We start from the raw sequence: 25,827 nt of genomic DNA, 5'->3' as shown, positions 1-25,827 counted from the left end.
CATCAGGAGTTTGAATCGTGGGTAAGAAGTTGTATGTCGGGAATCTGAGCTACCAAATCAACAACGCCGCGTTGGAGGCCCTGTTTGCCCCCTTCGGCGAAGTGCGCAGTGCGCAGGTAATTCAGGACCGCGACACTGGTAGTAGCAAGGGTTTTGGATTCGTGGAAATGGCCGACGATAATGCGGCGCGTGAGGCCATCAAGGGCCTGAACGAGCAGCAGCACGAAGGCCGCGCGCTGATCGTCAACGAAGCCCGTCCGCGCGAAGAGCGCAGCGGCGGCGGTGGCGGTGGTGGTGGTGGCGGTCGCCGCGGAGGAGGTGGCGGTGGCGGGCACGGTCGCCGCTACTAAAGTCGCCGCGACTAATGTCGACTGCTACTAATGTCGACTGCGGCCAAAACAGCAGAGTGGGCCGGCGAGCTTAGGCTTTGCCGGCCCACTGCTTTTAGCAACCACCCGACTTTGTGAAAACTTACGGCGCCTTGCCGGGAGCCACGAACGATTCGGCGCGAATCGAAAGCTCCTCCAGCACAACGTCGACGCCGCTCTGTTTGCTGAATGCACGAGCGTAGACCTTCACGCGCAACGCGTCGGCGTCGCCGGCCCGTTCCTCCGAGAGCAAGCGGTAGTCGTCAGAACCGTATTCGCCGAACAGAAAGTAGATCATCGGTCCGCTGCGCACGATCTTCAGCTTGCCGGACGCCGCCGCGATCGTGTTGCCTTTGAGCATGCTCGGCCGGTCGAGCTTGCCGGGCAAGTCGCGGGCGTAGATCGATTGCAGCACGTGCTGGCCGTCCTCCCGCTGCCGCCGCTCGAACAGCAGGTCGGCGTTGTCGGAACCGTTCAGCCGCAGTTGCAGATCGATGCCGGGACCCCAGGCTTTGGGGCCTGAAACCGTTTTCAGCCCGCTATAAACCGCCACGACTTCAAAGTCGCCGCGGAGCCGGAAGTTCGTCTCATAACCCACGGCGTTGGGCTTTTCTTGATTCGCCGGCAACACGATCCTGGCGCCGCTGGCCGGCCGTGTGATGTACTTCGCGGCATTTTGCCCAGCAGGCGACAACTGGGCGGCGAGCGGCTTGCCGCCGCGAAAATCGTATTTGAATTCGGCGACGACCTTCTTCGGATCGAGCGCGGCGCGCACGGCCGGGGAGACGGCCAGTTCCTGCTCGGCGAGCGGGGGCAGCGACTTCGGCCAGTCGCCTCGGTAGACCACGTTGCGCACACGGGCTTCGGTTTGCGCGGCGTCGTGATACAGCCCAAACACCCGCTGATTCGTCGGCTCGAGGTCGCGCTGGTACACTTCAACGCCGTTAAGCTGCAAGGTGACCGTATCGCCCACAAGCGTCAGCCGCACGCGGTTCCAGGCCCGATCGTTGAGGGGCAACATCGCCGGGCCGCGGCGGTTCTGCGGCTCGGTCGCGCGATTGTCGGGCGTCAAGCCGGAGCGATCGTGCTGAGCGTCCGAGAGCCAATGGATATCGACGCCCGACGGCTCGAGCAGCAAAGCCAGCCGGTCGATGGCCGGCGCGACCGCCGCTTCGCCGGCCTGATAATAGAATTCATAGTCGATCTGGCCGTCTTCGAACAGCGGACGATGATACTGCAATAGACTCTGGCGCGTGCCGGCGGTGTGGGCCAGCTTGCGGCCAAAAATCTCTTCGCCGCGCTTCTCCCAATTCGGCCCGTCGCCCGCCACCGACTCGCCGTAGTATTCCGCCAGCCAGGCGTCGAGATTGGCCGCCGCCGACAAGCGCAGCTCGGCAGGCACCTGCGGCGTGCCGGTGATGCGGACCTGCCGTGCTTCGGCGTTGAACAGTCCCCACGAGCGAAAGACCAACCAGGGATCGGGTTCGTCGGGCAAACGCTGGGTGACGATTTGCCGGCCGTTGACAAACGCCGTGGACTGACCGTTCTTGACCGACAGACGATAGCGATACCAATGACCGAGGTCGTCGAGCGGCGGATCGATGACGCCGTTGGGCCGGCCGCGTTCGAACGTCGACTGCGTGTAGCTCTTGCGGTCGTAGACAACGCCAAAAATGGAAGCGGCGTAGGAGCTGGTGATCTCTCGCCAGCCAAAGGTGCTCAGCTCGGCCTCTAACTCGAAATCTCCCCGCAAGGGCACGCCGAAATACACGTAATCGAAGTCATGTCCGGCGTAGTGCATCAGCCCGCCGGGCCGGTGCTGCCAGTGCATGGGCGGCTGTCCGCTGCCGCGGCTGACGGCGGTCGCGTGCGTGGCTGTCCGCCATTGCGTAAGCGGCGGCGGGCTGCCGAAAGACACGTTTCCGTCGGGCATCGAAGCTAGCAACGCGCGGGCGCGCAAATGACGCGCGGTGCGTTCCCAGCGGACGCCCGTTTGCGGGCTGCCGTCGGCGATCTGGTTCAGCATGGCCAGGGCGATGGGCCGCAGCGCGGGACGCTCGAAGGCCGCCCAAGCGGCCACCAGCGCGGACCAGCGACGGTATTCGGCTTCGTCTTTCGTGCTGTTCTTCGTATGCGGGTAAAGCGCGGAGAGTACCTGTTGGGCCCGATCGTCATTGTTCGTGGCGACGGCGATCAAGGCCAGCAGTGCATCCTTGCCTCGGGCGGCAAACTCGTCGCCCGCCGCCCGCGCTTCGGCCAGCGAACGCAGCTCGTCGAGCTTGCCCAACTCGGCGGCGACCGCCACCAGGTCGAGCGCCGGAACAACCAGCTCGCCTCCGCTGGACACGCGGCGCAGACGTTGATCATGCGGCGCTGTCACGCCTACCGACTCCGCCACCGGCGGCGCGGGATCGGTCGGCGTAAAGTTCCCGTACAGCCGCACCACCGAACCGCGGACCGGATCGGGCAACACCCAATCGCGTAAAAACAAGTAGCGCTCGGCTGCGGGCAGCGACCGCGCCGTCTGCCACACTTGCCAGGTGCCGAGATAGACGTTCTCTTCGCCCAACAGCGCGTCGGTCAGGCCCGCCGGGTCGATGTTTCGCTCGGCGTCGATCGGCAGAAGCAGATTGGCCAGCCGGGCCTCGCTCAGCTCGCTCGGCCAATCGTCGCCCGACAGCACGACATTGCGCACTTGCACCGCCGTGCGATCTTTATAGTGAAACAGGCTGAACAGCCGGTCGTTGCTTGCTTCCATCGGCCGGCGGTAAATCTCGCCGCCGTTCAAGACGAGCGAAAGTTCGCCGGCAGCCAACCGCAGCTCCATCGCGTTCCACTCACCGGGCTTCAGCGGCAACGGCCGCGGCCCGCGACGATGGGCCGGCTCGGCGGCGACATTGTCGGCCGGCAATTCCGTGCTGTCCGTTTCGCCGTCGGTCATCCAGTGCGGGGCCACGCCTTCCGGCTCGATCAGGAAAACGAGGCGGTCCAGCGCCGGATGGACGTGCGTGGCGTCGGGTTCGTAAAGAAACTCGTATCGCAACGTCTCGCCGTCGCGCAGCGGGCGCATGTAGTGCAGTCGGCTCTGCGACGATCCTGGCGCGAGGCCCTGCGCGCGGCGGCCGTGAATCACGCCCTCCGCCGCCCGCCAGTCGTAATCGGCCGGTCCAACCACATTGCGAAAGAGATAATAGCCGCCCGAACGATCGTTCGGTTCACCTTTGTAGATCCGGGCAGGTTGGCTCTCGTTGTAAAATTGGGCCAACCAGCCGTCCAGCCGGTCGCCTTTGACCAGTTCGACCCGCCGGGGAACGACCGGCTTGCCCGTGATCCGCACGTTACGGAAGGCGGTGCGGCGCTCGCGGCTGCTGAACAGGTCGAGCCAGGGAGCGCAGGAACTTGGCGCGTCGTCGCGATAGACCGGTTTGCCGTTGACCGAAAAGCGGACCGCGTCGGGCGACACGCGGATGGCGTAGTGATTGTAGCTTCCCTGGCGCATCAGCGAGGCCGTCGGGCGCCGGATCTGCTCGTGATGCCCGACCGGCCAAACGTCCAGATGACCCGTCGTGTAGGCTTCCACGCAAAGGCCGCCGTAGCCAAGATTGGCTTCGGCCCACATGCCGTCGAGCAGATCGGCGGTAATCTCAAAGGTACCGGTCAGCGGATAGTCGAAAATGAAGTGGTCCGATTCTCCGCCGCCGACATGCACCGCCTGGCGTCCGTCGACCGCCCACCAGGGCCGAGCGGCGCCGGAACGATGCATCGACGCGGAGATGAAAAGCGCCGGCTGCCAGGGAACTAATTCATCGACCCGGTCCTTCCGCTGCTGGCCCAGCCGCCTCGCCGTTTGATCGGCCACGTCGATCCGCAGGTGTGACAGCAGCGGATGATTTTGACTTTGCTGGGCATGCGTGAGCAGCGTTGCCAGCATCCCCATTCCCACATCGCCTAAAGCCGCGTTGGACGCGCAGGCGTTCGCCGCGAGGTACTCGGCCCCAGGAAGACCGCTCGCCCTCCAGGCCTGGGCGGGCGGCGTGCTCGCCAGCTCGGCCGCCAGCGCCGTGGCCGCCTCACGCACGTTTTCGGGCCTGCGCCGTGCAAGTTGGACGACGATTTCCAGCGCGGCGGCGTTCTCGATTTTCTGGTCCGGATCGTGAGCGGCCTCATGTGCGAGCTTGGCCAGCTCATCGAGCTGGCCGCCGGCCTGTGCCGCTTCGACGAGCATCGTGAGTGTGCTCATCAGGTCGCCGGAAGCGTTACTGAACTTCGTCAGGCCGCCGGATGAACGATTCTCCGCTGCGGCTGAAGCACTGGCGACGTCATGAAAGGCTTCGGGCAATTCCTCTTGCGGCACGAATGCCGCCAGCAGGCGCACCGATTTGCGGTCTTTGGCCGGCAGCGACCACTGCTTGAGTTTTTCGTAGCGTTCGGCGGCCGGCGCCGAGGCAAGCTGCCGGACCAACGCGACCACGGCCGGGCCGACGTCGATCTGGCCATAGTTGGACCCGATCTCGGTGTCGGCATATTGCCCCAGCATGTCGAGCGCCTCGTCGAACTGGCCGGCCGTGGCCAGCTCGGTCGCCACCTTGGCAAGCTGCTGCTTGCGGCGGTAGATGCCGTAGTCGCCGGTATACCGGACGTTCATTTGCTGGCAGACGGCCAGGTAGTCGAGCAGGCTTTTGCGGCCGGCCTCGACGGCGCCGTGCCGCAATTGGTGCCGGGCCAACAGCAGCAGCAGGCTGGCCGCCGGCTCGTCGTTCGACTGTTGGTTCGGCTGGGCGGACAAGTTCTTGGCCGCCGTTTCGACGATGCCGACGGCCTTCGGCGCCAGCTCGCCGTCGTCCAGCGCGGGCAGGGCGGCGTGGCAGGCCATCTCCGCCGAGCTTTGCAGCGTTTCACCGGCGATGCGCTGCCGCAGCCAATCGAAGCTCGCCGTCGCGGCCTGGCGATCGCCCGTGGCCAGGGCCAATTGCGCCAAGAGCACGTAGCCGGGCAACTGGGCCAACGGCTGTTCCAAACGCCCGTTGACTCGCTGGCGCAAGCGGTCGGCGCAGCCGGCGCGCGTCGCCCAGTCGACGAGCAGTTTGCCGGCGCTTGTCGGGTTGCGCAGCGAGCCGACGGTCAAGGGTGGAGCGTAAAGCAGGATTTCTCCAGGTCTGCCCGCCGGCATGACGGCCTCGACCAAGGTTTGATAGACCGCCTCGGGCGGGGCCGCGCGCCGTTTCCAAAGCGCGTCGAGCCGGCTGAGCCGCTGCTCGACGCGTTGAGCAATTTGCGACTGGTCGTTGTCGGGCTGGTTCGACCGCGAGCGAACAACCATTCCGGGACCGCCGCGCTGCATGGCCTTCATGGGCACGGCCGGCGGGCCGGCCCGCAGCACCTCGCGCACCGCGCGCAGGCTCAATTCGTGCAGCTTGTGCTCGGCCGCCAGCGCGGCGATGTCCATCGCCTGGTCGAACTGTTGCAGCGTGGCGACGGGCAAGCCGACAGGTTTTGTTGCCGGGTTTGCCGGTCGAGCGGTCGGCGCCGCGGGGCGCTGCGCCTGATCGATATACTGGTATGTGACGAGGGTAGCGGCCGCGATGTTTGCCGCCAGTTTCAGCCGATGGCTGGGGCAGAGCCTGGCCGGATCGACGTTGGACAACAGAGCAAGCGAGGTGGCCAGGCGATGCCCCGGTTGGTCGGCGCCGGGGCATCGCCTGGCCGCACTACCGTGAGCGAACGTACGGGGTTTTTCGCGGCCAGGCTCTGCCCCAGCCACCGCCGACCTAAAGGCTGAAGGTAGAATGACGAAGGTAGAAAATGGGTTTCTGCCTTCTGCCTTCATCCTTCTGCCTTGTCCCTGATGGTGGGCCGGCGCTCGCAAGCTCGCTTTTTCCACCCTACGGCTTGCTCCCTCGCTCCCGCGCTTCTTTTCCGCGGGTGGTGGCAGCACCAATTGCAACATCTCGCCCCACGACCGTTCGGCCGCCGCATGATCGCCGCGGTCGAGCTCGGCCTGGCCCCGCTCGCGCAACATGGCCAGGGCATAAATCGCATCGAGCTGCCGCCGCGCGGCCTGCAAGGCGCGCTCGGCGAACTTGTCGCCCGCATCGCGCAGCGGCTCCTGCTTGACACACTCGCGGGCAACCAACCACAGACCGATTTGCCGCGCGGCCTCGGCCCGTTGACGCGCGTTGGGGCGAGCGCCGTCGGGCAATTCTTCCAGCGGCGTCTCGGCCACCAACTTTTGCAAACGCTCGACCGCCGCTGAAATCGGGTCCGCTTTTCCGCCTGCCAGCGCCTCCAGCACGGCGGCAATCTGGACGGAAAAATCGCGCGGGTGATCGCTCACGAGTTGCTTCACGCGAGAATTGGCCAACTCTTGCGCGTCCGGCACGGAACCGGCCGATTTGAGCACGCCGGCCAGCATGCTCGTCAACTCAGCCCGCGCCAGGTCGCGGGGCTGAACCATCAACATCAGGTCGATCGCCGCGCCGTCGCCCGCCTCCTTGCCGGCCGGCTTCAGCAGCGCGTCGACCGCGCGTCGCAGGCCGTCGGGCTTGAGGCCCTGCATCGCCTTGGCCATCCCCTGTTCGACCTGCTGCTTGAGGTAGCTGCCGCCGAATTGTTGCGCCAGCTCGAACGATTCGCTGTCGGCCAGCAGCTCGTTGTAGATTTTCGCCGCGTCAGCGGCATAGCCCAGTTCGAGCAGTTGCTGGCCGACCGAGTTCCGGTTTTGCACCTGCTGATAAGCCGCATAATTGGGATCGTAGTTCGCATAGTCTTTTTCTTTGGCAAGCTTCAGCACCAGGGCGCGGCCATCCTCGTCGCGGCCCGCCTTGTGATAGATTCCCACCAGGCGTTTGAGCGGACTGTAGCTGAAGTTCGTCCGCACGTCGGAGCTGTCGACGGTGCTCTCGTAGAGCTTCATCGCCAGGTCGTTCAGTTCGCCGCGGTTTTCCAGCTCCTGGCCGGCGACCCAGCAGGCATAGGACGGCATCGGCGATCGCCGGTCGGCCAGCAACTCCTCGATCGCGGCGCGGCTTTGGGCCACCTGACCGCGGCGGGCCTCGACCAGACCCAACAGCAACTTGCCGCTCGTCCACTGCGGGAATTTTTTGACGGCCGTTGCCAGCTCCGCGCTGAGCGGCTCCAGCTCGTTGCGCTTGGCGGCGCCGTCCAGAAAGCGCGTCACGAGGCTGTTCACGCGGCCGTCGCCGCTGAACGACATCACGCTGCTCACGCCGGCCCAGGCGTCGGGCACCGCGGCGTCTCCACGCGGGATGAGGGCGTCGCGAGCATAGTCGTAGGCCTCCTGCGTCTCCCAGAAGGTGTTGTCATACATTTGAGAGATGATTTGCGCCCGCTGCGCCGGAAACGCCTCCCAGGCCCGCTTGAAAAGTTTCATCGCCAGCGGCCGCTGGTTGTCATTGCGCCCCATGTTTTGGATGAGGTTCGTGATCATGTAATACTGGCCGATCGCCTTCAGGTCGATCTCTTCCAGCAGCTTGACCAGCTCTTCTTCCTTCTTGGCCTGGCGGAAGGTCTGCTCCACTTGCCAATAGTTGTTGCCGAACAAACGCGGCTCTTTCTTGATGGCGGCCCGGTAATGCTCGACGGCCGCAGCGGGATCGCCCGACTGCGAGAGTTGCTGCGCCACCTGATATTGCAGCCGCGCGTCGTCGGGCCGGGCGGCGGCCATCTGCTGATACAACTCGGCGCTCTTTTTGCGATCGCCGGCCGCCTGATAGTATTCGGCCAGCGTCTGATAGATCTGCACCGAGTGCGGCGAGTTCTTGAGCTGGGCCTCGGCCCGCGCGATCATGTCTTTCAGCTTGCCGGTGCGGGCCAGCACCGTGATGGCCTGCCCGCGGGCCGCGTCGTCGGGCGTCTGCCCCATATTCGGATCGCGCTGTCGGCCGGGCACGCGACGCAGGATTTGATGCGCCACCTGGGCGGCCACGTCGGGCTTGTTCTGCCCCTGATATTGCAGCATCAAGGCCATCAGCGCGCCGCTGCGGTTGCCGGCCTGACGCTGGGCACGGGCCATGACGGCTTCGGCCAGATCGTGCATGCCCAACTGCCGCATCTGCGCGGCCAGCTCCACCTGCATCTCGGCGTCGAGCCGCAGCCCGAACAGCCGTTCGGCGGCCTGCCGCGCCCGCTCCAGGTCGCCCGATCGCACCGCCACGCGCAAGGCCAGCAACTCGCGGCGCTGCATCGTCGATTGGTCGAGCGGCGTCACCGCGTCGGCGAGGGCCAGGGCCTCGTCCAGGTCGCCATTGGTCTCGCGCAGCTCGGCCAGGTCGAGCTTCAGGTTCAGGTCGTCGGGGGCCAGTTCGCAGGCACGGGCAAAGTCGTCGACCGCCTCGCGCGGCGATTCTTCCCACGACTGTACGTAAGCCAGCGCCAACTGCGGATAGATGCGTTCGGCGGCCGGCGCGTCGCCCGTCGCGGCGGCACGCAGGTGGGCCACCAGGTCGCTCAGCAGGTCGTCGCGCTTATAAAGTTCGTAGGCGTTCCGCAGCAACTGGATGGCGTTGAAATCAAAGTAGTTGTTCGGCAACGGAAAGGCCACGCGGATGTTCTTGGGGGTCTTGCCGACATAAATGGTGAAGTAAGGCAGGGATGCGACCGAGGTGGAACGGCGCGCGGCCGTCGGGCGAGCGGCGGTCCGCTTTTGTTGCAGGACGTATGCCCAATAGCGATCGTAGAGCCGCAAGATGTCGCCATAGCGCTTCGCATCGGCCAGCTCCCCCATCAGCCGATTTAGCGGGCTGGCGATGTTGTAGCCATAGTTTTGAACCATGCTTCCGCCGCCGCGGCTGGCCGGTTGCTTCGCCAACCGATCGAGCAATTCGAGCGTGCCTTCCATGTCGCCGCGCTGGCCGGACAGCGTCAACATGGTGGCGATCGATATCCCTTGATCTGCCTTGGCCAGCGCCTGGCGATAGATCTGCTGCTCTTCGTCCGTGCGCTTGGCACGCCGCAGTTCCGTGGTCACGTTGTTGACGATCATTTGCCCGTAGTAGCCGGCTTGTTCGAACAGCTCCGGCCGCTTCTGCTGGATGTTGCGGTAGGCGGCCAACATCCGCTCCAATTCGTCGGCCGCCAGCGGCTCGACGTTGTCGGTGTCGTCGTTGTTGCGGACCACGCGCACGTTTTGCTGGACGGTACGGTTGCCCAGCGAGGCCAAGTAAACGAACTGCCCCGTCGGATCGTCGCCTTCCGCCAGCGCCTTGGCGGCGGCGAACGTTTCCGGGTAGTCTTGCCGCACGGACTGCAAATAATACCAGTCCCAGCGTGTACGCGCCATGCGGTCGAGATTCTTCGATTTTTCGGCCTCGTCGCGCGCCGCACGTTGTTCCGCCAGGAACGCGTCCTGTTTCTTTTCCTTCTCGGCAAAGGCCAACAGCCAACCCAAGGCCGCCATCCGCGCCTGGCCGAAATCGCCGGGCGTCCAAAGCTGGGGCTGGTTTCCGTAATACTGCTGCACCTGCAGGCCGGTGGCATTGCGAATCTGGTAGCTCATCTGCGCACGGTTTTGCACCGGCAACGATTGGGCGAAAGGCGACAGTTGACGCGCCGAGACGCCCGCCGGTTTGCGGGCCTCGCGGCCCTTGAAGGCCTTCGTTGCGGCGTTCGGCTCGTCGTCGTTCAGCCGCAGCGCCAGAATGGCCCGGCAGCGGGCCGCGGCCTCCTGGGGCTTGTCGTCGGCCAGCACGGCCACTTCGCGGTAAAGCGCTTCCCAATTGTTCGGCTGCTCGCGCAGAATCCGCTCGGTCACGGCCAGCGCGGTGTCGCGCTTGCCCGAACCGATCAGGCTGTCGATCGCTTTGAAGATTTTTTCGGGTTCCTCTTCCTTTTCGGTCAGATGCTGCCAGATGGTGCCGGCCTCTTCGGTCGCTCCGGCGCGGGCCAGCAACATGGCCAGCCGCGTCTCGGTTTCTTTGCTGGGCGCCAGATGCACCAACTGCTGCTGATACTTGGCGGCCTCGGCCACGTCGCCTTCGGCTTCGAGCAAGGTCGAAAGCTGCTGCAAAAGCTGCGTGTCGCTGGGGTTCTGCGACAACAGCCGCACCAGTTCCTGCCCGGCCGTGCCATAGTCGCCGGCGGAGTGATAGGCCTGCGCCACGCAGATGCTCAGCTCGCGCGACTCCTTGGCTTCGCGCCGCAAACGTTCCAGCCGCTCCAGCAAGCGGTCGAACTGGTTGGTTTGCAGATAGAGGTCGGCCAGCCGCGACACCACGTCGAGCTTGGGCTCCAGCTCGCCGGCCTTCTCGAAGGCCCGCCAATACAGCTCGATCGCCTCGTCGGTGCGAAACCGGTCGGCCAGCGCCTTGGCCAAGGTGAGCAGCACTTTCGGCTCGCTGGGGTTGGCCCGCAACGAGCGTCGCAGCGTCTCCAACCCTTCGTCGTTCTGGCCGAGCTGGAAACAAAGCTCGGCGAAGAATTCGTAATGCTCCGGGTTGCCCGGCGCGGCGGCCAGCAGATCGCGGCCGGCGGCCAAGGCGTCGTCGCGGCGGCCGAGGCGGGCTTCGAGCTTGGCCACCTCGGTCAAGTAGAGCGTCCGCGAGCGGCGGTCGATGGCCGCCAGCTTGCGATACGTCTGGGCCGCATCGAGCAGGTTGCCCGACGCTTCTTCGATCCGCGCGGCCGCCGTCAACGCGACCACCGATTTGCCGTCCCGCTCCAGCGACTTGTTGATGGCCGCGGTGGCTTCGGGAAACTGCCGGGCAGCCTCGCGCAAGCGGGCCAGCCGATACCAGCCGGCCGCGGCGGCGTCGCCCGCCTCAAGCTGTTTGGCCAAGGCGTCGATTACGGCCGTCAGCCGCTCGGCCCCCTCGAAGACCTTGATTTGTCCCTTCAGCACTTCCTCGCGTTCTTCGTCGTTCTCGGCCAGCTTGTCGGCCTGGTCAAGCTGCGCGAGTGCCGCGTCGAATTGCCGGTCCTGGCCAAGCAGGTCGGCGTACTTGAGCTGCCGGGCGAAATCGTCGTTTTCCAACTCGCAGGCCTCGCCCATCGTTTTCACGGCTTCCTTCAGATAGCCGAAGCCCGACAACACCTCGGCCAGCCGCGCCAGGTTTTTGGCGTTGCGGTTCGGCGCCGCGGCGATGGCCCGCCAGGTGGCCAGCGCTTCGTCGGACCGCTTGAGCGTGTGATAGTACTCGCCGAGATACTCGCGATATTGCGGCGATTCGGGATCGAGCTCGACCGCCCGGCGATAGTATTCCAGCGCCTCGTCGGGCATCTCGGCGTGGCGGAACAGGTCGGCCACTTGCGTGGCGGCCAGCGGATCTTTCGGCCGCGCGGCAGTCAACCGCCGCCAGACGTCGGCCGCCGCCTTTTTGCGTTCGGTTTCGTCGCGCGACTTGTCGCGCAGGATGATTTGCCCCCACTCGCGCAGATAGTCGGGATTGTTGGGGTCGGCCTTGTCGAGCGCCTCGTACTGCGCGATCGCTTCGGGCCAACGCTGGTCGTAAACCAATTGCCCGATGAACGTCCGCCGAAGCTCCTTGCGCGAAGGGGCGAGCTTGATCGCCTTTTCCAGCCAGGTCTGGGCTTCGGGCACGCGGCCCTGCGTGGCCAGCGTGTGGGCCAGACGGGCCATGCCGTCGACGTCGTCGCCGTGCTTCTCCAGCCAGGCGGTGTAATACTTGGCCAGGCCGGCCTGGTCGTCGTTGCGCAAAAACGCTTCCTCGATGCGGCGGCGAACTTCGCGATAGAGCCAGCTATCGGGGTTCAGGTCCGCCAGCATGTTCTCGAAATCGCCCAGAGCCTGCGTGGTCTGGCCGAGCTTCAGCTCCAGCTCGCCGGCCTCCATGCGAAACAGCGATTGCCGATAGCGGTCCTTCGTAGCCTGCGCCAGTTTTTTGTAGCGGGTCAGGGCCTCGGCGTGCTCGCCCTCTTCGGCCAGCGTCGAGGCAATCTGCTCCTCGACGCGGGCATCGTTGGGAAACAGTTTTTCCAGCCGCGTCCAGACGGCCAGCGCCTGCTGGTTGCGTTGGGCGCGTTGATAAACGCGTCCCAGGGCCTGGAACACGTCGAGCAGTTCGGCGGGCGGCGGCTTGCGCTCGATGGCCCGCTCGAAGGCCGCGGCGGCGGCTTCGGGCTGGCCGACCAGCACCAGCGACTGGCCCAGGTAATAGGGCGCGAGGTAGTTTTTGGCCTCCGCCTTTTCGGCCTGTTGGAAAGCGGCCACGGCGGCCGCGTCGTGTCCGCGTTGCGATTCGAGCAGGCCCACGATCATCCAGGCCGCGGCGTCGCCGCCGTCTTCGGCGGTCCGCGCGCGATACTTTTCGACAAGCTGATCGAGCGTGCCGCGTTCGACGTGATGGCCATAAATGCGATCGAGCGCCGTGCCGCGTCGCGGGTTCTTTTCGAGCACCGTCAGGAACCGCTCGACGATTTGCCGCTGGCGATCGTCCTCGGCGTCAGCGTCGGCCGTCGCAGGCGCCGCTTCCGCCGTCGGTTTGGCGGGTTTCGCGGCGGGCTTTGTGGAACGGGCCGCCGGGGCCGCGGGTTTCTTTTCACTGGTTCGGGCCGGCGGTTTGGCGGCCGGCTTCTTGGGCGAGGTTTGTCCAAGTGCAATGCCGCCGGCGGAAATGAACAACACCAGCAGCCACGCGAGTGCCGACCCCGAAGGCGCGGCTTGCTGCGGCTCGGCATCCAGGAAGGTAACGTGATGGCCGTAGCGTGCGGTATCGATGCCAACGCCGATGGACACGACAGCGGAGTTAGGGGGACGATGGGACATCGTGATTCTCGCAAAGGGGTTGAATGGAACAAGCCGGGGTCGTGAGCCTCCTCCGCAGTCCCAATGAGGTCGGCGATCCTTGTGATGAGCGGTCGAGCCGCATGATGCAACAAAGCCTCACTCAAAGGCCGGAGGGATCAATCTGAAAGAAGAGGTCAATGCCTCAGGGGCTAAAAAGATCTCCTCGCGGCTCCCGTAACCTCCGGTCTGCCATGACCGAAGGTCGTGGTCTACGAACAAGCAAATCGCGTCATACAAGGGCCACGACGCATCTTGCTGTTCGACAACCCAGGGTTGCGCTGCGCTCCACCCTGGGCTATCGAATGACGCCCGTACCGGGCTACGGACGACCGCGGCGCGGCGCGTGATTATCGATCACCTGGAGCGGCGCTACGGCCGCCGCTTCAATACCGTCTGGGCCTTCGTGCGCTTCGCCGAAGACGCGAAACTTGGCCTCGACTTCACCACGCCGCCCGTTCGCCCCGACCCCCCAAGATGCAGCTTCCCCCGCCGTGAAGAGTAACCTTTTCGGCAATGCCGCACGCCCCGACTCGCCGGCCCACGCCGCGCAAGCTCGGCGAAAGGGCCTACCATTGAGGACCGACCTGGATAAAAACGCGCATACTCCGTAGAATGTGATAGCATTTCTATCCAGCACCCGCAAGCACCGCAAATGGCTACTGCGAACGAACACGCCCAGAAGGACTTCGGCAGACTTGGGGATATCTTCCCAACGAGCGAAGCGCTCGCGGTGGGCATCCATCCGCGCACACTCTATGCCATGAGAGACGCCGGCGAGCTGGAGCACCGGCGAGCTGGAGCACCGGCGAGCTGGAGCAACTGGCGCGCGGCGTTTTTCGGCTCGCCAGCCTACCGCCGCTCAGTAATCCTGATCTGGCCAAAGTCGCTAAGCGTGTGCCACAAGGCGTTGTCTGCTTAATCTCAGCGCTGGCCTTCCATGAACTTACAACGCAGGTTCCGCACGAGCCTAAACAAAAGCGCCGCGCGCGGCGCTTTTGTTTAGCAGCGCGCCACCGGGGGGCGTGCGGCACGCGCTCGAGGTGCTCCAGGACCTCAACGTGCCGCTGAGGGACGTGCAACCGAAGTCGCACCGGTTCCGGAACGTTGGACGCGACAAACGTGTCGCCTGCCGCGTCGGCCGAGGCCCTGCGGACGCTCCGTCGGAACCTGTTCGGACCCCCGGTGATCGTGTAGGACTACCCGGAAATCTTCAAGGTCCGCGGCGACCGCTGCCTCCGCCGGAGTGTCGGAGCTACAGGTTCCGTGTACCATGGACTTGGAAGATCGTACATCCGCGTGCCGAGGTCGCAGGCGTGCGTGCTCGGCGGAGGGCGGCGAAAAACGCGGCGCGGTCGATCGGCTTGGTACACACGTCGTCGCAGCCGGCCGCCCGGCACTTGTCGTGCTCGGTGCTGAGCGCGTGTGCCGTCAGGGCGATGATCGGGCTGCGATAGCCGGCCGCACGCAGGCGGCCCGTGGCTTCATAACCGTCCAGAACCGGCATCTGCATGTCCATCAGAATCAGGTCGAAGGCGGAGCCTTGACGGAGTTCGTCCATCGCCAATTCGAGGGCCGACTGGCCGTTGTCGGCCAGGGCGACCTCCGCCCCGGCGCTTTGCAACACATAGCGAATCAGCCGCTGGTTGTCGGCGCTGTCTTCCGCCAGCAAAATGCGGCAGCCGGCCAGCCAAGCATGGTCCGCACCGCGAGAAATCGCGGCATCGTGTGGTGCGGCATCGTCACGCCGCGCCGTGGCATCGTCGGCGTTGTGCCACCGCGTTCGGGCGACCGGCAGGCTGACCGTGAAACAGCTTCCCTGCTCCGGTTCGCTGGTCACCTCGATCGACCCGCCCATCATCTGCACCAGGCGGCGACAGATCGCCAGTCCCAGGCCCGTGCCGCCATAGCGCCGCGAAGTCGACCCGTCGGCCTGGCTGAACGGGCGAAACAATCGGCTCAACTCCTTCCCGCTCATGCCGATGCCGGAATCGCGGATGGCGACTTCGAGGCTGCCCGGTTCGGTCCGCGGTCCGCGCCAGCGTATCGCCACATGCACCGCGCCGCGCTCCGTAAACTTGACGGCGTTGCCCACGATATTCACCAGCACCTGCCTCAACCGCGTCGGATCGGTTTCAACGGCGTCGGGCAATTCCGCGTCGAAGCACGCTTCCAGCCGCAGACTCTTGGCCGACGCCGCCGCCTCGAACAGCGCCAGCACGTCGTCGACGAGTTGCCGGGGGGAGAAAAAGCCCAACTCCACTTCCAATTGTCCGGCTTCGATCTTGGAGAGATCGAGAATGTCGTTGATCACCTGCAGCAGGTGCTCGCCATTGCGATAAATGGTGGCCAAGGCCTCGCCGTGGCTGATCCGCTCGACTTCGGCCGGGTTTCGAGCGGCCTCCCGCAGCAGCTCGGTGTAGCCGAGGATGGCGGTGAGGGGGGTGCGGATTTCGTGGCTCATGTTGGCCAGGAACTCACTTTTCGCGCGGTCCGCGGCCTGCGCGGCGAAAAGTGCCCGCTCCAGCGCCGCGCGTTGCCGGCGTTCGAGCGCCTTGAAGACGAACGTCAGGCCCGCGGTACACAGGACGATTCCCAACAGGCCCGCCAACTGCAAGAAGCGCAAGCCGGCGGCCGTGCAGGGCGATGGAAAGTCGACGCCTCCTTCCCGGGCCGCAAACAGTCCGCACAGGGTCAGCACGCCGAGCAGCGTCCAAACGGTCGCCCATCGCATGCCGGCCACAAAGGCGGCGATGATCGGCAACGACACATACCAAGGCGTCACCGCCGCCGCGGGGCCGCCCGTGACCAAGGCCAAGGCCGTGTACGTGCCAAAGGCCAAGGCCACCAGTAAATTGCCGCATAGTCTGGCACGCCGCGTGGCGCGAAGGACGAACGGAATGGCCACCAGCAGTAACGCCGCGATCAGAAGGATGTCGGCCCCGGCCGGTATGCCGAGGAATTGATAAACAGCGACAAAAATCGGGATCCAGACGCTCATGGCCAAACAAAAGGCCAGCACGCGCCGCGCCCGCTCGATCTGTTGCGGAGAACTTTGTAAAGGAAGGAACCAACACCAGAGAGTCAGCACGGCGTGGCGCAGACCGTCGAACGCCCAACGCGTGCGCGCCGGCGCAGCGGAGGAAGAGCGTCGACCTTGCCCAGCGTGACAAGCAGCCATAGCCAGCCCGTATGGTGTTCGTGGGCCGGAACGGCCCGTTCCAGCAAGCATAGCTTGTGTTGGTGGCTGGGGCAGAACCTGGCACCCTGTTTTCCGTCACAGCATCGTTGAATGGGAACCGGCGACGAACTCCTCGGCCTCGCGCCGCCCCACTCGCCGGCGGATGGCGGCAAAAAACGTGGCCCGCTCGATCGGCTTGGTACACACCTGGTCGCAGCCGGCTCTGCGGCACTTGTCGTGCTCGGTGCTGAGCGCGTGTGCCGTCAGGGCGACGATCGGGCTGCGATAGCCGGCCGCACGCAGGCGGCCCGTGGCTTCATAACCGTCCAGAATCGGCATCTGCATGTCCATCAGAATCAGGTCAAAGGCGGAGCCTTGCCGGAGTTCGTCCATCGCCAATTCGAAGGCCGACTGGCCGTTGTCGGCCAGGGCGACCTCCGCCCCGGCGCTTTGCAACAAATGGCGAATCAGCCGCTGGTTGTCCGCGCTGTCTTCCGCCAGCAGAATGCGGCAGCCGGCCAGCCAAGAGTCTTCGGCGCCGCGGGAAACCGTTGTGCCGCGCGGCGCAGGGTCGTCGTCGCTTGCCGTCCTGGCGCCGTCGGTGTTGCGCAACCGCGTTCGGGCAACCGGCAGGCTGACCGTGAAACAGCTTCCCTTTTCGGGTTCGCTGGTCACCTCGATCGTTCCGCCCATCATTTGCACCAGGCGGCGACAGATCGCCAGTCCCAGGCCCGTGCCGCCATAGCGCCGCGAGGTCGATCCGTCGGCCTGGGTGAACGGCTCGAACAACCGGCTCAATTCCTGCTGCGTCATCCCGATGCCCGAATCACGGACCGCGAACTCGATGCGACCGGGACCCGTTCGCGGTCCCTTCCACTTCGTGTCCACGCACACCGCCCCCTTCTGCGTGAACTTGACGGCATTGCCGACGATATTCACCAGCACCTGTCTCAACCGCGTGGGGTCGGCCTCGATGGCGTCGGGCAACTCGGCGTCGAAGCACGACTCCAATTGTAGATTCTTGGACGTGGCCCGTGCCTCAAACAATTCCATCGCGTCGGTTACGATTTGCCGGGGCGAGATCAAGTTCCGTTCCAAATCCAATCGTCCCGCTTCGATTTTGGAGAGATCAAGAATGTCGTTAATCACCTGCAGCAGGTGTTCGCCATTGCGATGAATCGTTTCCAAGGCGTCGCTGTGACTGATCCGCTCCATCTCGACTGGATTCCGACCGCCGTCTCGCAACAGCTCGGTGTAGCCGAGAATCGCGGCAAGCGGGGTGCGAATTTCGTGGCTCATGTTGGCCAGGAACTCGCTCTTGGCGCGGTCTGCCGCCTGCGCCGCCAGCATGGCGGCTTTCAGCGCCGCTCGCTGCCTGAGTTCGATGGCCTTAAAGACGAGCGTCAGTACGGCGATGAACAGAACGAGACGCATCAACGCAGCCCATTGCAACACGTGCAAACTGGAGGCCGTGAACGGCGAGGGAAAACTGGCGCCCATCTCCCTGGCCGCGAATAGCCCGGAGGCCGTCAGCAAAGCAATCGAGGTCCAAAACGTGCCCCACCGCGCGCCGGTGACGAAAACGGCGATAATCGGCAACGACACAAACCATGGCGCCACGGGCGCCGCGGGGCCGCCCGTCACCAGCGCCAACGCCGTGAAGGTGCCCAGGGCCCAGCCCACCAGCAGGTTGCCGCACAGCATGGGACATTGGCCATACCGGAGCAAGAACGGGATGGCCACCAGCAGCAGCGCCGCGACGAGGAGAATATCGACGGCAGGCGATACGCCCAGGATCTGATAGGCGACGCCGGTGATCGGCACCCAAACGTTCATCCCCAGGCAAAAGGCGAGCACCCGCTGCGCCATATCGCTTTGGTCCGGCGAAGGGTCTTTTGGCAGGAACCAGCGCCAAGTCCACAACACCGCGGCCCACAGCGCGTCAAACGGCCGGCGGCTGTGCGTCAGTGCGGCGGAAAAAGAGAACATCAACCTTGCCTGTCGTGACAAGAAGCCATAACCGACCCCATGGATGAATGTGGGCCGGAACGGCCCTGTCGGGAAAGCCTAGCTTTTCGCTGGTGCCCGCACCTTCAAAGAGAATCGTGTGTTTCCAGCCGGCCAGGCGGCGGCATCGCTCCCGGCGGCACGATGGACGAAACCGGCCCGGCATAATCGCTACGAACCTCCGTCGCGGGCTGCGCCACAGAAGACGGCGATTCGCGTTCCTCATCGACCGGGGCCTCGCTGGGGTGCCGGCCGTTGTCGCCTTGGCCGATCGTCCAGTCACGCCGCTGGCGAGAACTGGGAATGTTCATCGCCTTGCGGTACTTGGTCACGGTCCGCCGCGCCACCGTCAACCCGTGCTTGGCCAGCACCTTGACCAACTCGTCGTCGCTCAAGGGGTTCTGCTTGTCTTCATGGTCGACGATCTCTTGCAGCTTCAGACGCACGGTGTCCCAAGCGACTTCTTCGCCCGAGGCGCTGACCGTGCCGCCTCCGAAGAACCGCTTGAGCGGAAAGATGCCGCGCGGCGTCTGAATCCATTTGTCGTCGACTGCCCGGCTGACCGTCGTGACATGCACGCCCACCTTGTCGGCGATCTGCTGCATCTTCAAGGGCTCGATGAACTCCGGACCCTTGTTGAGGAACTCGGTCTGATAATCGACGATCGCCTGGGCCACCCGCGTGAGCGTGTTGCGGCGCTGCTCGATCGAGTCGATCAGCCATTGCGCCGAGTTCACCTTGCGCTTGATCCATTCGCGCTCCGCCTCGGTGGCGTTGCCCTGTTGCAGCAGCTTGCGGTAATAGGGGCTGATGAACAGCGTCGGGGTCCGACCGTCTTCCAGCACGATCTTGTATTTGCCGTCGTCGCCCACCTCCAGAAAGATGTCGGGCGTGACCGTGGGCGCATGAACGTCGCCGAAGATCGCGCCCGGCTTGGGATTGAGCTTTCGCAGCTCGCTCAGCGTCTCGTGGATCAGGTCCATCGAGTAGCCGGTGCGGCGTTCGATCACGGGCAGGCGGTTGTGCTCCAGGTCTTCCAGGTGGCTGGAGATCAGCGTCCGCAATTGCTCGTAACAGTGCATCCCCGGCATGAGCTGCAACAGCAGGCACTCGCGCAGATCGCGGGAACCGACGCCCGGCGGATCGAGCTTGTGAATCACCGCCAAGGCCCGCTTGGCCACGTCCAGTTCGTCGGGGCCCGCCGTCGCATCGACCAGCTCTTCGAGACGCACGGGCAAGTAGCCGTTCGAATCGAGGCTGTAGATGATACGCTCGCACATGGCGCGGGTCCGCTCGTCGAGATCGAACCAGCCCAACTGGTCGCGCAGATAATCGTGCAGCGATTGCGGCCGGGCCACCATGTTGGCCATCGCGTCGTGCTTCCGATCGCCTTCCTCGGCCATCCGCGTGCTGCTCATCCGGGGCCGCTCTTCGAAGCTGTCGGGCCAGTCCTCGCCCATGTTCAACAGCCGCTCGAAGTCGTCTTCGTTGTTCTTGGTCTCGTCGACGACCATCTCTTTTTCGTCGGCGGTGGGGGCGTCGGGGTTCTCCGTCTCCATCTGCTCGTCGGGCAAATCAGGATCCGAGTCGGCCCGTTCCAGGCAGGGGTTCTCGGCGATCTCCTGCTCGATGCGCTCTTCCAACGCCATGATCGGCAGTTGAAGAATCTCCATCGATTGGATCATCCGCGGGGCCAGCTTCTGCTGCTGGACCATCCTCATTTCTTGGCCGAAGGATAATCGCATATACAGTTCGTCCGTTGTCAGTGGTCCGCTGTCCGTGGCCATTCGTTGTCCGTCGGCCTCAACGGACCACGGACAACGGACCACGGACTAAAACTTTTGTCTTCCGGCCAACGCGTCGGCCAGAATCTCCTTGTTTGCAAACTCTAGCACGCTGCCGGTCGTGATTCCGCGAGCCAGGCGGGTGATCTCCACCGGTACGCCCTCGAGTTGATTCGCTATATAAAGGGCCGTGCCGTCGCCTTCCAACGTCGGATTCGTGCCCATAATGATCTCTCGAAACGATCCGGAGCGGACCCGCTCGACCAACGCGGCGATGGTCAATTGGTCCGGCCCGATGCCTTCCAGCGGCGCGATGCGGCCCAACAAAACGTGATACAACCCGCGGAAACTGGCCGCCTGCTCCAGCGCCATCAAATCGCGGGGTTGCTCCACCACGCAGAGCAGCGTTCGATCGCGCCGTGGATCGCGACAGACGGCGCACTCTTCGCCTTCCGCCAGGTTGTAGCACGTGCGGCAATATCGCACGTTTTCTTTCACATTGCGGATCGCATCCGCCAACGCCAAAGCTTCATTCTTGTGTACCCGCAACACGTGGTACGCCAGCCGCTCGGCCGATTTCTTTCCGATGCCCGGCAGCTTGGCAAACTCGTCAACCAACTTCGTGACGGATTCCGTCAGCAAGGTCACGATGGCTCGTCCTTCGTCCTTCCGGCCTTGGCCAAGGCGTCGTCGAGAGCCGGCAGCCCGAAGCCCCCGGCCAGATTGCGCATGGCGTCGGAGTGCAACTGCTTGGCCTTGACGATCGCCTGGTTGGCGGCGGCGCAGACCAGGTCTTCCAGCAGTTCGGTGTCTCCGCCCGAAAGCAGGCTGGGATCGATCTTGCATCGCAGGACTTCTTCCAGGCCGTTGACCTCCAGTTCGACCAGCCCACCGCCCGCCACGCCGATGGCCCGCTTGGTGCGCAGCTCTTCGCCCACGCCGGCCAGCCGGCCTTCGAGCTGCTTGGCCTGTTTGATCAAGGAAGTAAGGTTTCCAAACGCTCCCAACATCGCTTTATCCTTCGTTACGGTCGCGCCGCCTCCGGCTCCTCGACCTTGACGGGAAAGGCCCCGAACAATTCGCCCGCACGCCGCACCAACGGGTGTTCCGCCTTTTCCAGCAATCGCTGCTGGGGGCTGATGATTCGCTTGACTGGCGTCGGTTCGCCCACGTCCGGCCCGTCGGGAGCCACCACGAACTCGATCCGGAACCGCTGGCCGGTCGTGCGGGCCACCGCCTGCTCGAACTTGGCCATGTTCTCCGGCCGCTCGCAGTACGTCTTACAAGAAGTATACTTCTCCGGGAAAGCCGCGACCAGCCGGTTAGGCGCAGAAATTGCTACATGAGCCACCCTCCGGGCCATCTCGGCCAACATATCTCCAAGCTGGGAACCGATTTGCCCCCAAATCTCGTTCGCGTCGAGCGGCGCGGCAGCCGCCGAGGCAACCGGTTCGGCGGCGTGGACCGGCGGCGGGTCACTTAGTTCCGCGGTAGGCGGTTTTTTTTTTGCCTCGGTCGACGCGGGTGCGGCAGGCGGTCCCGCCGACAGGGGCTTGCTACGGACGGGCACCGATGCCGGCCCCGCGGCGCCACCCTCGCGCAACTGGCCGATCAGGCTCGACAGCGACTCCAAATCTTCGAGCTGGCAAATCCGCACCAGAGCCAACTCCGCCAGAATTCGCCCGTGCGTGCTGTACCGCAGCCGGGCCAGCGTTTGATCGAGAATCTGCATCACGGCCACGACGGTTGCCAGTCCAAGCTGCCTGCCGGCGGTCTCCACCGCGTCGCGGTCCGTCGTCGAACTGTAGAGCAGCAAATCGGCCGGCGCCCCGGCCACCGTGACCATCACGTCGCGGAAATATCCCAAAAGCTGGTCGATGAGCGGCCCCACGTCGCTTCCCTCGGCCAAACTGCGGTCGAGATCGCCCAGCGCGGCCGCGGCGTCGCGGGCCACCAAGTGGCCGACCAACTCGACCAATCGCCGGTCGCCGGTCGTGCCCAGCATGCGGTACACGTCGTCCAGCGTGAGGTTCGCTCCGCCGAAGGCCAGCAACTGTTCGAGCAACGATTGGCTGTCGCGCATCGAGCCGGCGGCGCGACGGGCGATCGCCTCCAGTGCGGCCGGCTCGGCTTCGACGCCTTCCGTTTCCACGATCTGACGAAGCCGGTCGGCGATCGACTTGGTCTGGATGCCCGCAAAATCGAACCGCTGGCAGCGCGACAGAATCGTGATCGGGATTTTTTCCGGCTCGGTGGTGCAGAAGATGAACTTGACGTGTTCGGGCGGCTCTTCCAGCGTCTTCAGCAGCGCGTTGAAGGCCTCCTTGGTGAGCATGTGGACTTCGTCGATGATGTAGATTTTGAACCGGGCGCGGCTGGGGCGCACGTTGACGTTCTGGCGAAGCTGCCGCATTTCGTCGATGCCGCGATTGCTGGCGCCGTCGATTTCGAGCACATCGACGTCGTCGCCGCTGCTGATGGCGTGGCAAATATCGCACTGGTTGCAGGGCGTGGCGGTCGGCCCATGAACGCAGTTGAGGGCCTTGGCCAGAATGCGGGCCGACGAGGTCTTGCCGACGCCGCGGGCGCCGGTGAAGAGGTAGGCATGTCCGACACGATTCGAAGCGATCGCCCCGGCCAGGGCCTGAGCGACGTGCTGTTGGCCGACCAGCTCGGCGAAGGTCTGCGGGCGATAGCGCCGGGCGACGACGACGTATTCGCCGGTTTGGTCCTGGGGAAGGCTGATCGTGTCAGGCATAGGCGAAGGGTTCGGGGTTCAAATCACAGGCAAGAACAAGAATCGGAGTTGATCGGCGACGGATGAGAGGCCCTCCGCACAAAGGGCTGACTGCTTATGGCTGCTGGATTTCTCCCCTGACCAGGTTTGCAGGTCCCCATTGCGGGGGCCCCTCATCGGTCGCCGACCTTTTTGGGAGCATCGACCACTGGGTACGTTTTATGCGGTGACGGCACAAAGGTCAAACGGCTTGCGGCCTGAAGCTTTTTGCTCGCCTTGTCGACGCTGTGTTCGACGCGGGGCCGTTCGTCTCCGGCCTTCAATCAGCGCTCCGGCGGCACAAGGCCGGAATGGTGGCGGGGCGATGGCGTTACTCGCCTTCCTGCGGAAGCCGAAGCACGTCATGCGCGTGGGCCCGCACCTGATCGCGAAGTGCTGATAACGCGGTTTCGGCGCGACATCGCTGGAGAGCATCGACGATCTCCAGCGCAATGCGAACGGTTGCCTTCACGTTGGCCGCATTTTGGACGGTGAATCGTCTCGTCTTCAAATCATAATCAGCATCGTTGCGTTGTTCGCGTAGCGAGCTAAGCCTGTTAACCACCAAGCCTGCGTCTTCGTTGTCGGCCTGCGAGAGGCAGAAGCGCACCTTCCTATGAATGTCTGCGCCGAGAAGTTCGCTTCGCGGAAAGCGAATGCCGCACTCCCCAAGCAACTCGCGGGCGCAATGGAAGGCACCGTAATAGGCGCGGCCGACAGCCGTACGGAGCTCCGACTCCTGGTGGCTGTTGGAAAGCATGAGGGCGAGGCTGATGAAGTCGGCGGGATCCATTAGCGCGCGTCAATGGATAATCTAAAAAGCCCGGGCCACTGGCGCGCGACGGAACGCAAGCGACGGTGCCACTTCTCGTCGCGGGCCACGATGTCGTCCACGCCACCGGCGGCGGCAACCTCAAACACCAAATAAAGATCGTCGCGAATCTCAGGATCGACGCGTATTTCGATGGCCATCTCTCCGGGAAATAGTTCCCGCGTAAACGCGGCCACCTGGCGGCAAAGCTGCCTCAACTCTACAGGCGCAGGCCGCTCGATGCCGACGCTTTCGGCGGCGGCGTCGAACTGGAGCGCAACCTCGTCGACATCGGGCCGCGCCACCGGCAGCACGGTGGCTTGGGCTTCCGCGTGGGCGGCGTCGCTCGAGTTGCGCGGCACGGTAGACATTCGGGAATCTCCTTCAGCAAGGGGCGATCCATTCTACCATCCCCTGCCAAAGCCAACAAATCGAGTTGCCGAGCACGCCGAGCACGTGCATCCGGTCTGGCCGCGTCGCGGCGTCGCGGCGTCGCGGCGTTGCGGCGGCGGCACGCACGACGCGGCAACCGAGGGAGGCGAACAGGGCGGCGCGGGGCCCTTCGTCTCTGGCGTCCAATCACCGCTCCACCGGGGCAAGGCCGGATGGTGGCGCGGCGAAGCAGCCCCGTTTGGCCGTTCGCGGATTCGCCATGACGCGGCGCGGTTCCGCGGCGTCGCCACGACGACGAGCGCCAAACGGGCGCGCCGCGCCCGCCGCGTCTTCCCCGCCACCACCCGAGCTTGCCTCGGTCGACCGATGATTGAACGCCAGAAGCCCGCCGCCTAAAAGACCTTCTCCCTCCCGCCCGTGCGTCCCGCCGCCGCGTTGCGGCGGCGGGAAGCACCGCTGGCAGACGTGACCTATGAGTGCCGTCAGAAGGGCGTCGACATGAAGCTCGGCCTCGACATCGCCTCGATGGCGTACAAGCGGCAGGTCGACTTACGGCCGGAGCGACGAGGTGCCGCGGGGGGCTTTCACCCGCTCGCAACCAATACCTCCCCTGTAGCCTTTACCTATTCCCCTCACCTCCCGCCGTCACGCGGCGGTCAACGATCCGGTCGCGGCTTCGCTGGCATGTCCTTCATGTTCCGTGGGTTCGCACCCACGGCTAAACTCTTTCGCCACTACGCGGCAGTCCCTTTTATCCCGTCGCCCGCCGCGTTGGCGCTATCCGGCGGCACAGGGGAAGAGGAGCGTTCGCGCGGGCGGCCTGCGGCGCTCCACCGGCACGAGGCCCGATGGTGGCGGGGCGAAGCAGCCGCGTTTGGCCGTGCGAGAATTCGCCTCCGCGCGGGGCGGTTCGGCGGCGTCGCCACGCCGACGAGCGCGAAACGGGCGCGCCGCGCCCGCCGCGTCTGCCCCGCCACGACCCGAGCTCGCCTCGGTCGAGCGATGATTGAACGCCAGAGGCCGGCCACGCAACAGGGGCACGAGAGGGTTCGGGGTTCAGGGTTCGGGCGAGGGAGAGGCCGACGCCGAGAGTATAAGGCACGCGGGGCGGAGAAAAAACAAGGCGGCGGTCCTGGGATTTTGGATTTTCGATTTTGGATTGGTGGGGCGGCGCGACTGGAACAAGCCAAGCCAGCGGCGAGGCAGGATGCCGGCCGATCCGTGCCCATCCGTTTCATCCGTGGTTTCCCCTCTGTTGCGGCCATGCTGGCGTGCCTAATAATTGAGCAGCAGGGCCGCGCGGGGTCCAACGCGGCACCTCGGCGCACGGCTTTTGCAAATTTGCAATAGCCGGTCAAATACGGCGTTTTTATCATCTCGTACCTAATTGGAGGGGTAATCCGCGCGGACTGCCTAATCTGTACGCATGGGGCTACTTTGGTGCATATATATTAGGCACTCCGTGGATAAAGATGAGCGATGAGGGATGAGAGACGAGGCACCGGAATCAGCGAAGCGGTGGTCGAGCGCATCGCGAGAGCCATGCAAGCCAATGGCCGTGCAAGATGAGTGATGAGCCACCAGGAATGAACCGCGCTTAAAGGACGGATGAGTAGAGTAGGCGGGGAGGTTGGCCTCCCCGCCCCTCGTCAAACCGGACGGGCGGATTTCCCGCATCCGGCTTTCCCAAGAAGAATGAAGCGGCCAGGCATGGGCAGGTCCATCGGTCGATGGAAATGGTCATAGGGGC

12 protein-coding genes and 1 other RNA gene are annotated in these 25,827 nt (G+C 64.7%); 2 read left to right on the top strand and 11 right to left on the bottom strand.

Annotation, left to right across the window (positions count from 1 at the left end; all coding sequences use genetic code 11):
* The first annotated feature begins 17 nt into the window (after positions 1–17).
* Entirely contained in the window at positions 18–350 is a 333-nt protein-coding gene (locus VNH11_33710; GenBank protein HVA51347.1) for an RNA-binding protein, read from the top strand.
* A gap of 121 nt (positions 351–471) precedes the next feature.
* Here VNH11_33710 and VNH11_33705 read toward each other — a convergent pair whose 3' ends face one another.
* Positions 472–13,077 (bottom strand): DUF1583 domain-containing protein, encoded by a 12,606-nt coding sequence (locus VNH11_33705; GenBank protein ID HVA51346.1) that lies wholly within the window; start codon positions 13,075–13,077, stop codon positions 472–474.
* A gap of 394 nt (positions 13,078–13,471) precedes the next feature.
* Here VNH11_33705 and VNH11_33700 point away from each other — a divergent pair, with 394 nt between their 5' ends.
* Positions 13,472–13,630, top strand: a complete 159-nt coding sequence (locus VNH11_33700; protein HVA51345.1) for a hypothetical protein — start codon at positions 13,472–13,474, stop codon at positions 13,628–13,630.
* 750 nt (positions 13,631–14,380) lie between these two features.
* Here the strand turns inward: VNH11_33700 and VNH11_33695 are convergent.
* The 10 genes from VNH11_33695 to VNH11_33650 all read right to left on the bottom strand — a co-directional run bounded on the left by VNH11_33695 (position 14,381) and on the right by VNH11_33650 (position 24,263).
* Entirely contained in the window at positions 14,381–16,126 is a 1,746-nt protein-coding gene (locus tag VNH11_33695) for an ATP-binding protein (GenBank protein ID HVA51344.1), read from the bottom strand.
* 276 nt (positions 16,127–16,402) lie between these two features.
* Positions 16,403–18,295, bottom strand: coding sequence for an ATP-binding protein (locus tag VNH11_33690; protein ID HVA51343.1), 1,893 nt, complete (start codon positions 18,293–18,295; stop codon positions 16,403–16,405).
* A gap of 104 nt (positions 18,296–18,399) precedes the next feature.
* Positions 18,400–20,058, bottom strand: coding sequence for an RNA polymerase factor sigma-54 (gene rpoN / locus VNH11_33685; GenBank protein HVA51342.1), 1,659 nt, complete (start codon positions 20,056–20,058; stop codon positions 18,400–18,402).
* Positions 20,059–20,145: 87 nt separating this feature from the next.
* On the bottom strand, positions 20,146–20,745 hold the full coding sequence (recR, locus tag VNH11_33680; GenBank protein HVA51341.1) for a recombination mediator RecR: 600 nt from the start codon (positions 20,743–20,745) through the stop codon (positions 20,146–20,148).
* The gene (locus tag VNH11_33675; protein HVA51340.1) at positions 20,742–21,107 is read right to left on the bottom strand and encodes a YbaB/EbfC family nucleoid-associated protein; all 366 of its coding nucleotides are present in this window, start codon (positions 21,105–21,107) and stop codon (positions 20,742–20,744) included. Before VNH11_33675 ends, recR begins: the two co-directional genes overlap by 4 nt.
* Before the next feature lie 14 nt (positions 21,108–21,121).
* A complete protein-coding gene (gene dnaX, locus VNH11_33670; protein ID HVA51339.1) occupies positions 21,122–22,855 on the bottom strand; it encodes a DNA polymerase III subunit gamma/tau in 1,734 nt (577 codons plus the stop codon).
* A gap of 58 nt (positions 22,856–22,913) precedes the next feature.
* An RNA gene (gene ffs / locus VNH11_33665) (signal recognition particle sRNA small type) lies at positions 22,914–23,012 on the bottom strand.
* 192 nt (positions 23,013–23,204) lie between these two features.
* On the bottom strand, positions 23,205–23,666 hold the full coding sequence (locus VNH11_33660; protein ID HVA51338.1) for a hypothetical protein: 462 nt from the start codon (positions 23,664–23,666) through the stop codon (positions 23,205–23,207).
* Positions 23,666–24,055: a hypothetical protein gene (locus tag VNH11_33655; protein ID HVA51337.1), complete on the bottom strand. Its 390-nt coding sequence runs from the start codon at positions 24,053–24,055 to the stop codon at positions 23,666–23,668. Before VNH11_33655 ends, VNH11_33660 begins: the two co-directional genes overlap by 1 nt.
* Positions 24,056–24,068: 13 nt before the next feature.
* Positions 24,069–24,263: a hypothetical protein gene (locus VNH11_33650; GenBank protein HVA51336.1), complete on the bottom strand. Its 195-nt coding sequence runs from the start codon at positions 24,261–24,263 to the stop codon at positions 24,069–24,071.
* Between the last annotated feature and the right edge of the window lie 1,564 nt (positions 24,264–25,827).

The organism is Pirellulales bacterium, from assembly GCA_035533075.1.
Lineage (GTDB): Bacteria > Planctomycetota > Planctomycetia > Pirellulales > JAICIG01 > DASSFG01.
Note: the sequence above shows the minus strand (reverse complement) of the source record. Positions and strands in the feature narration are given on the sequence as shown.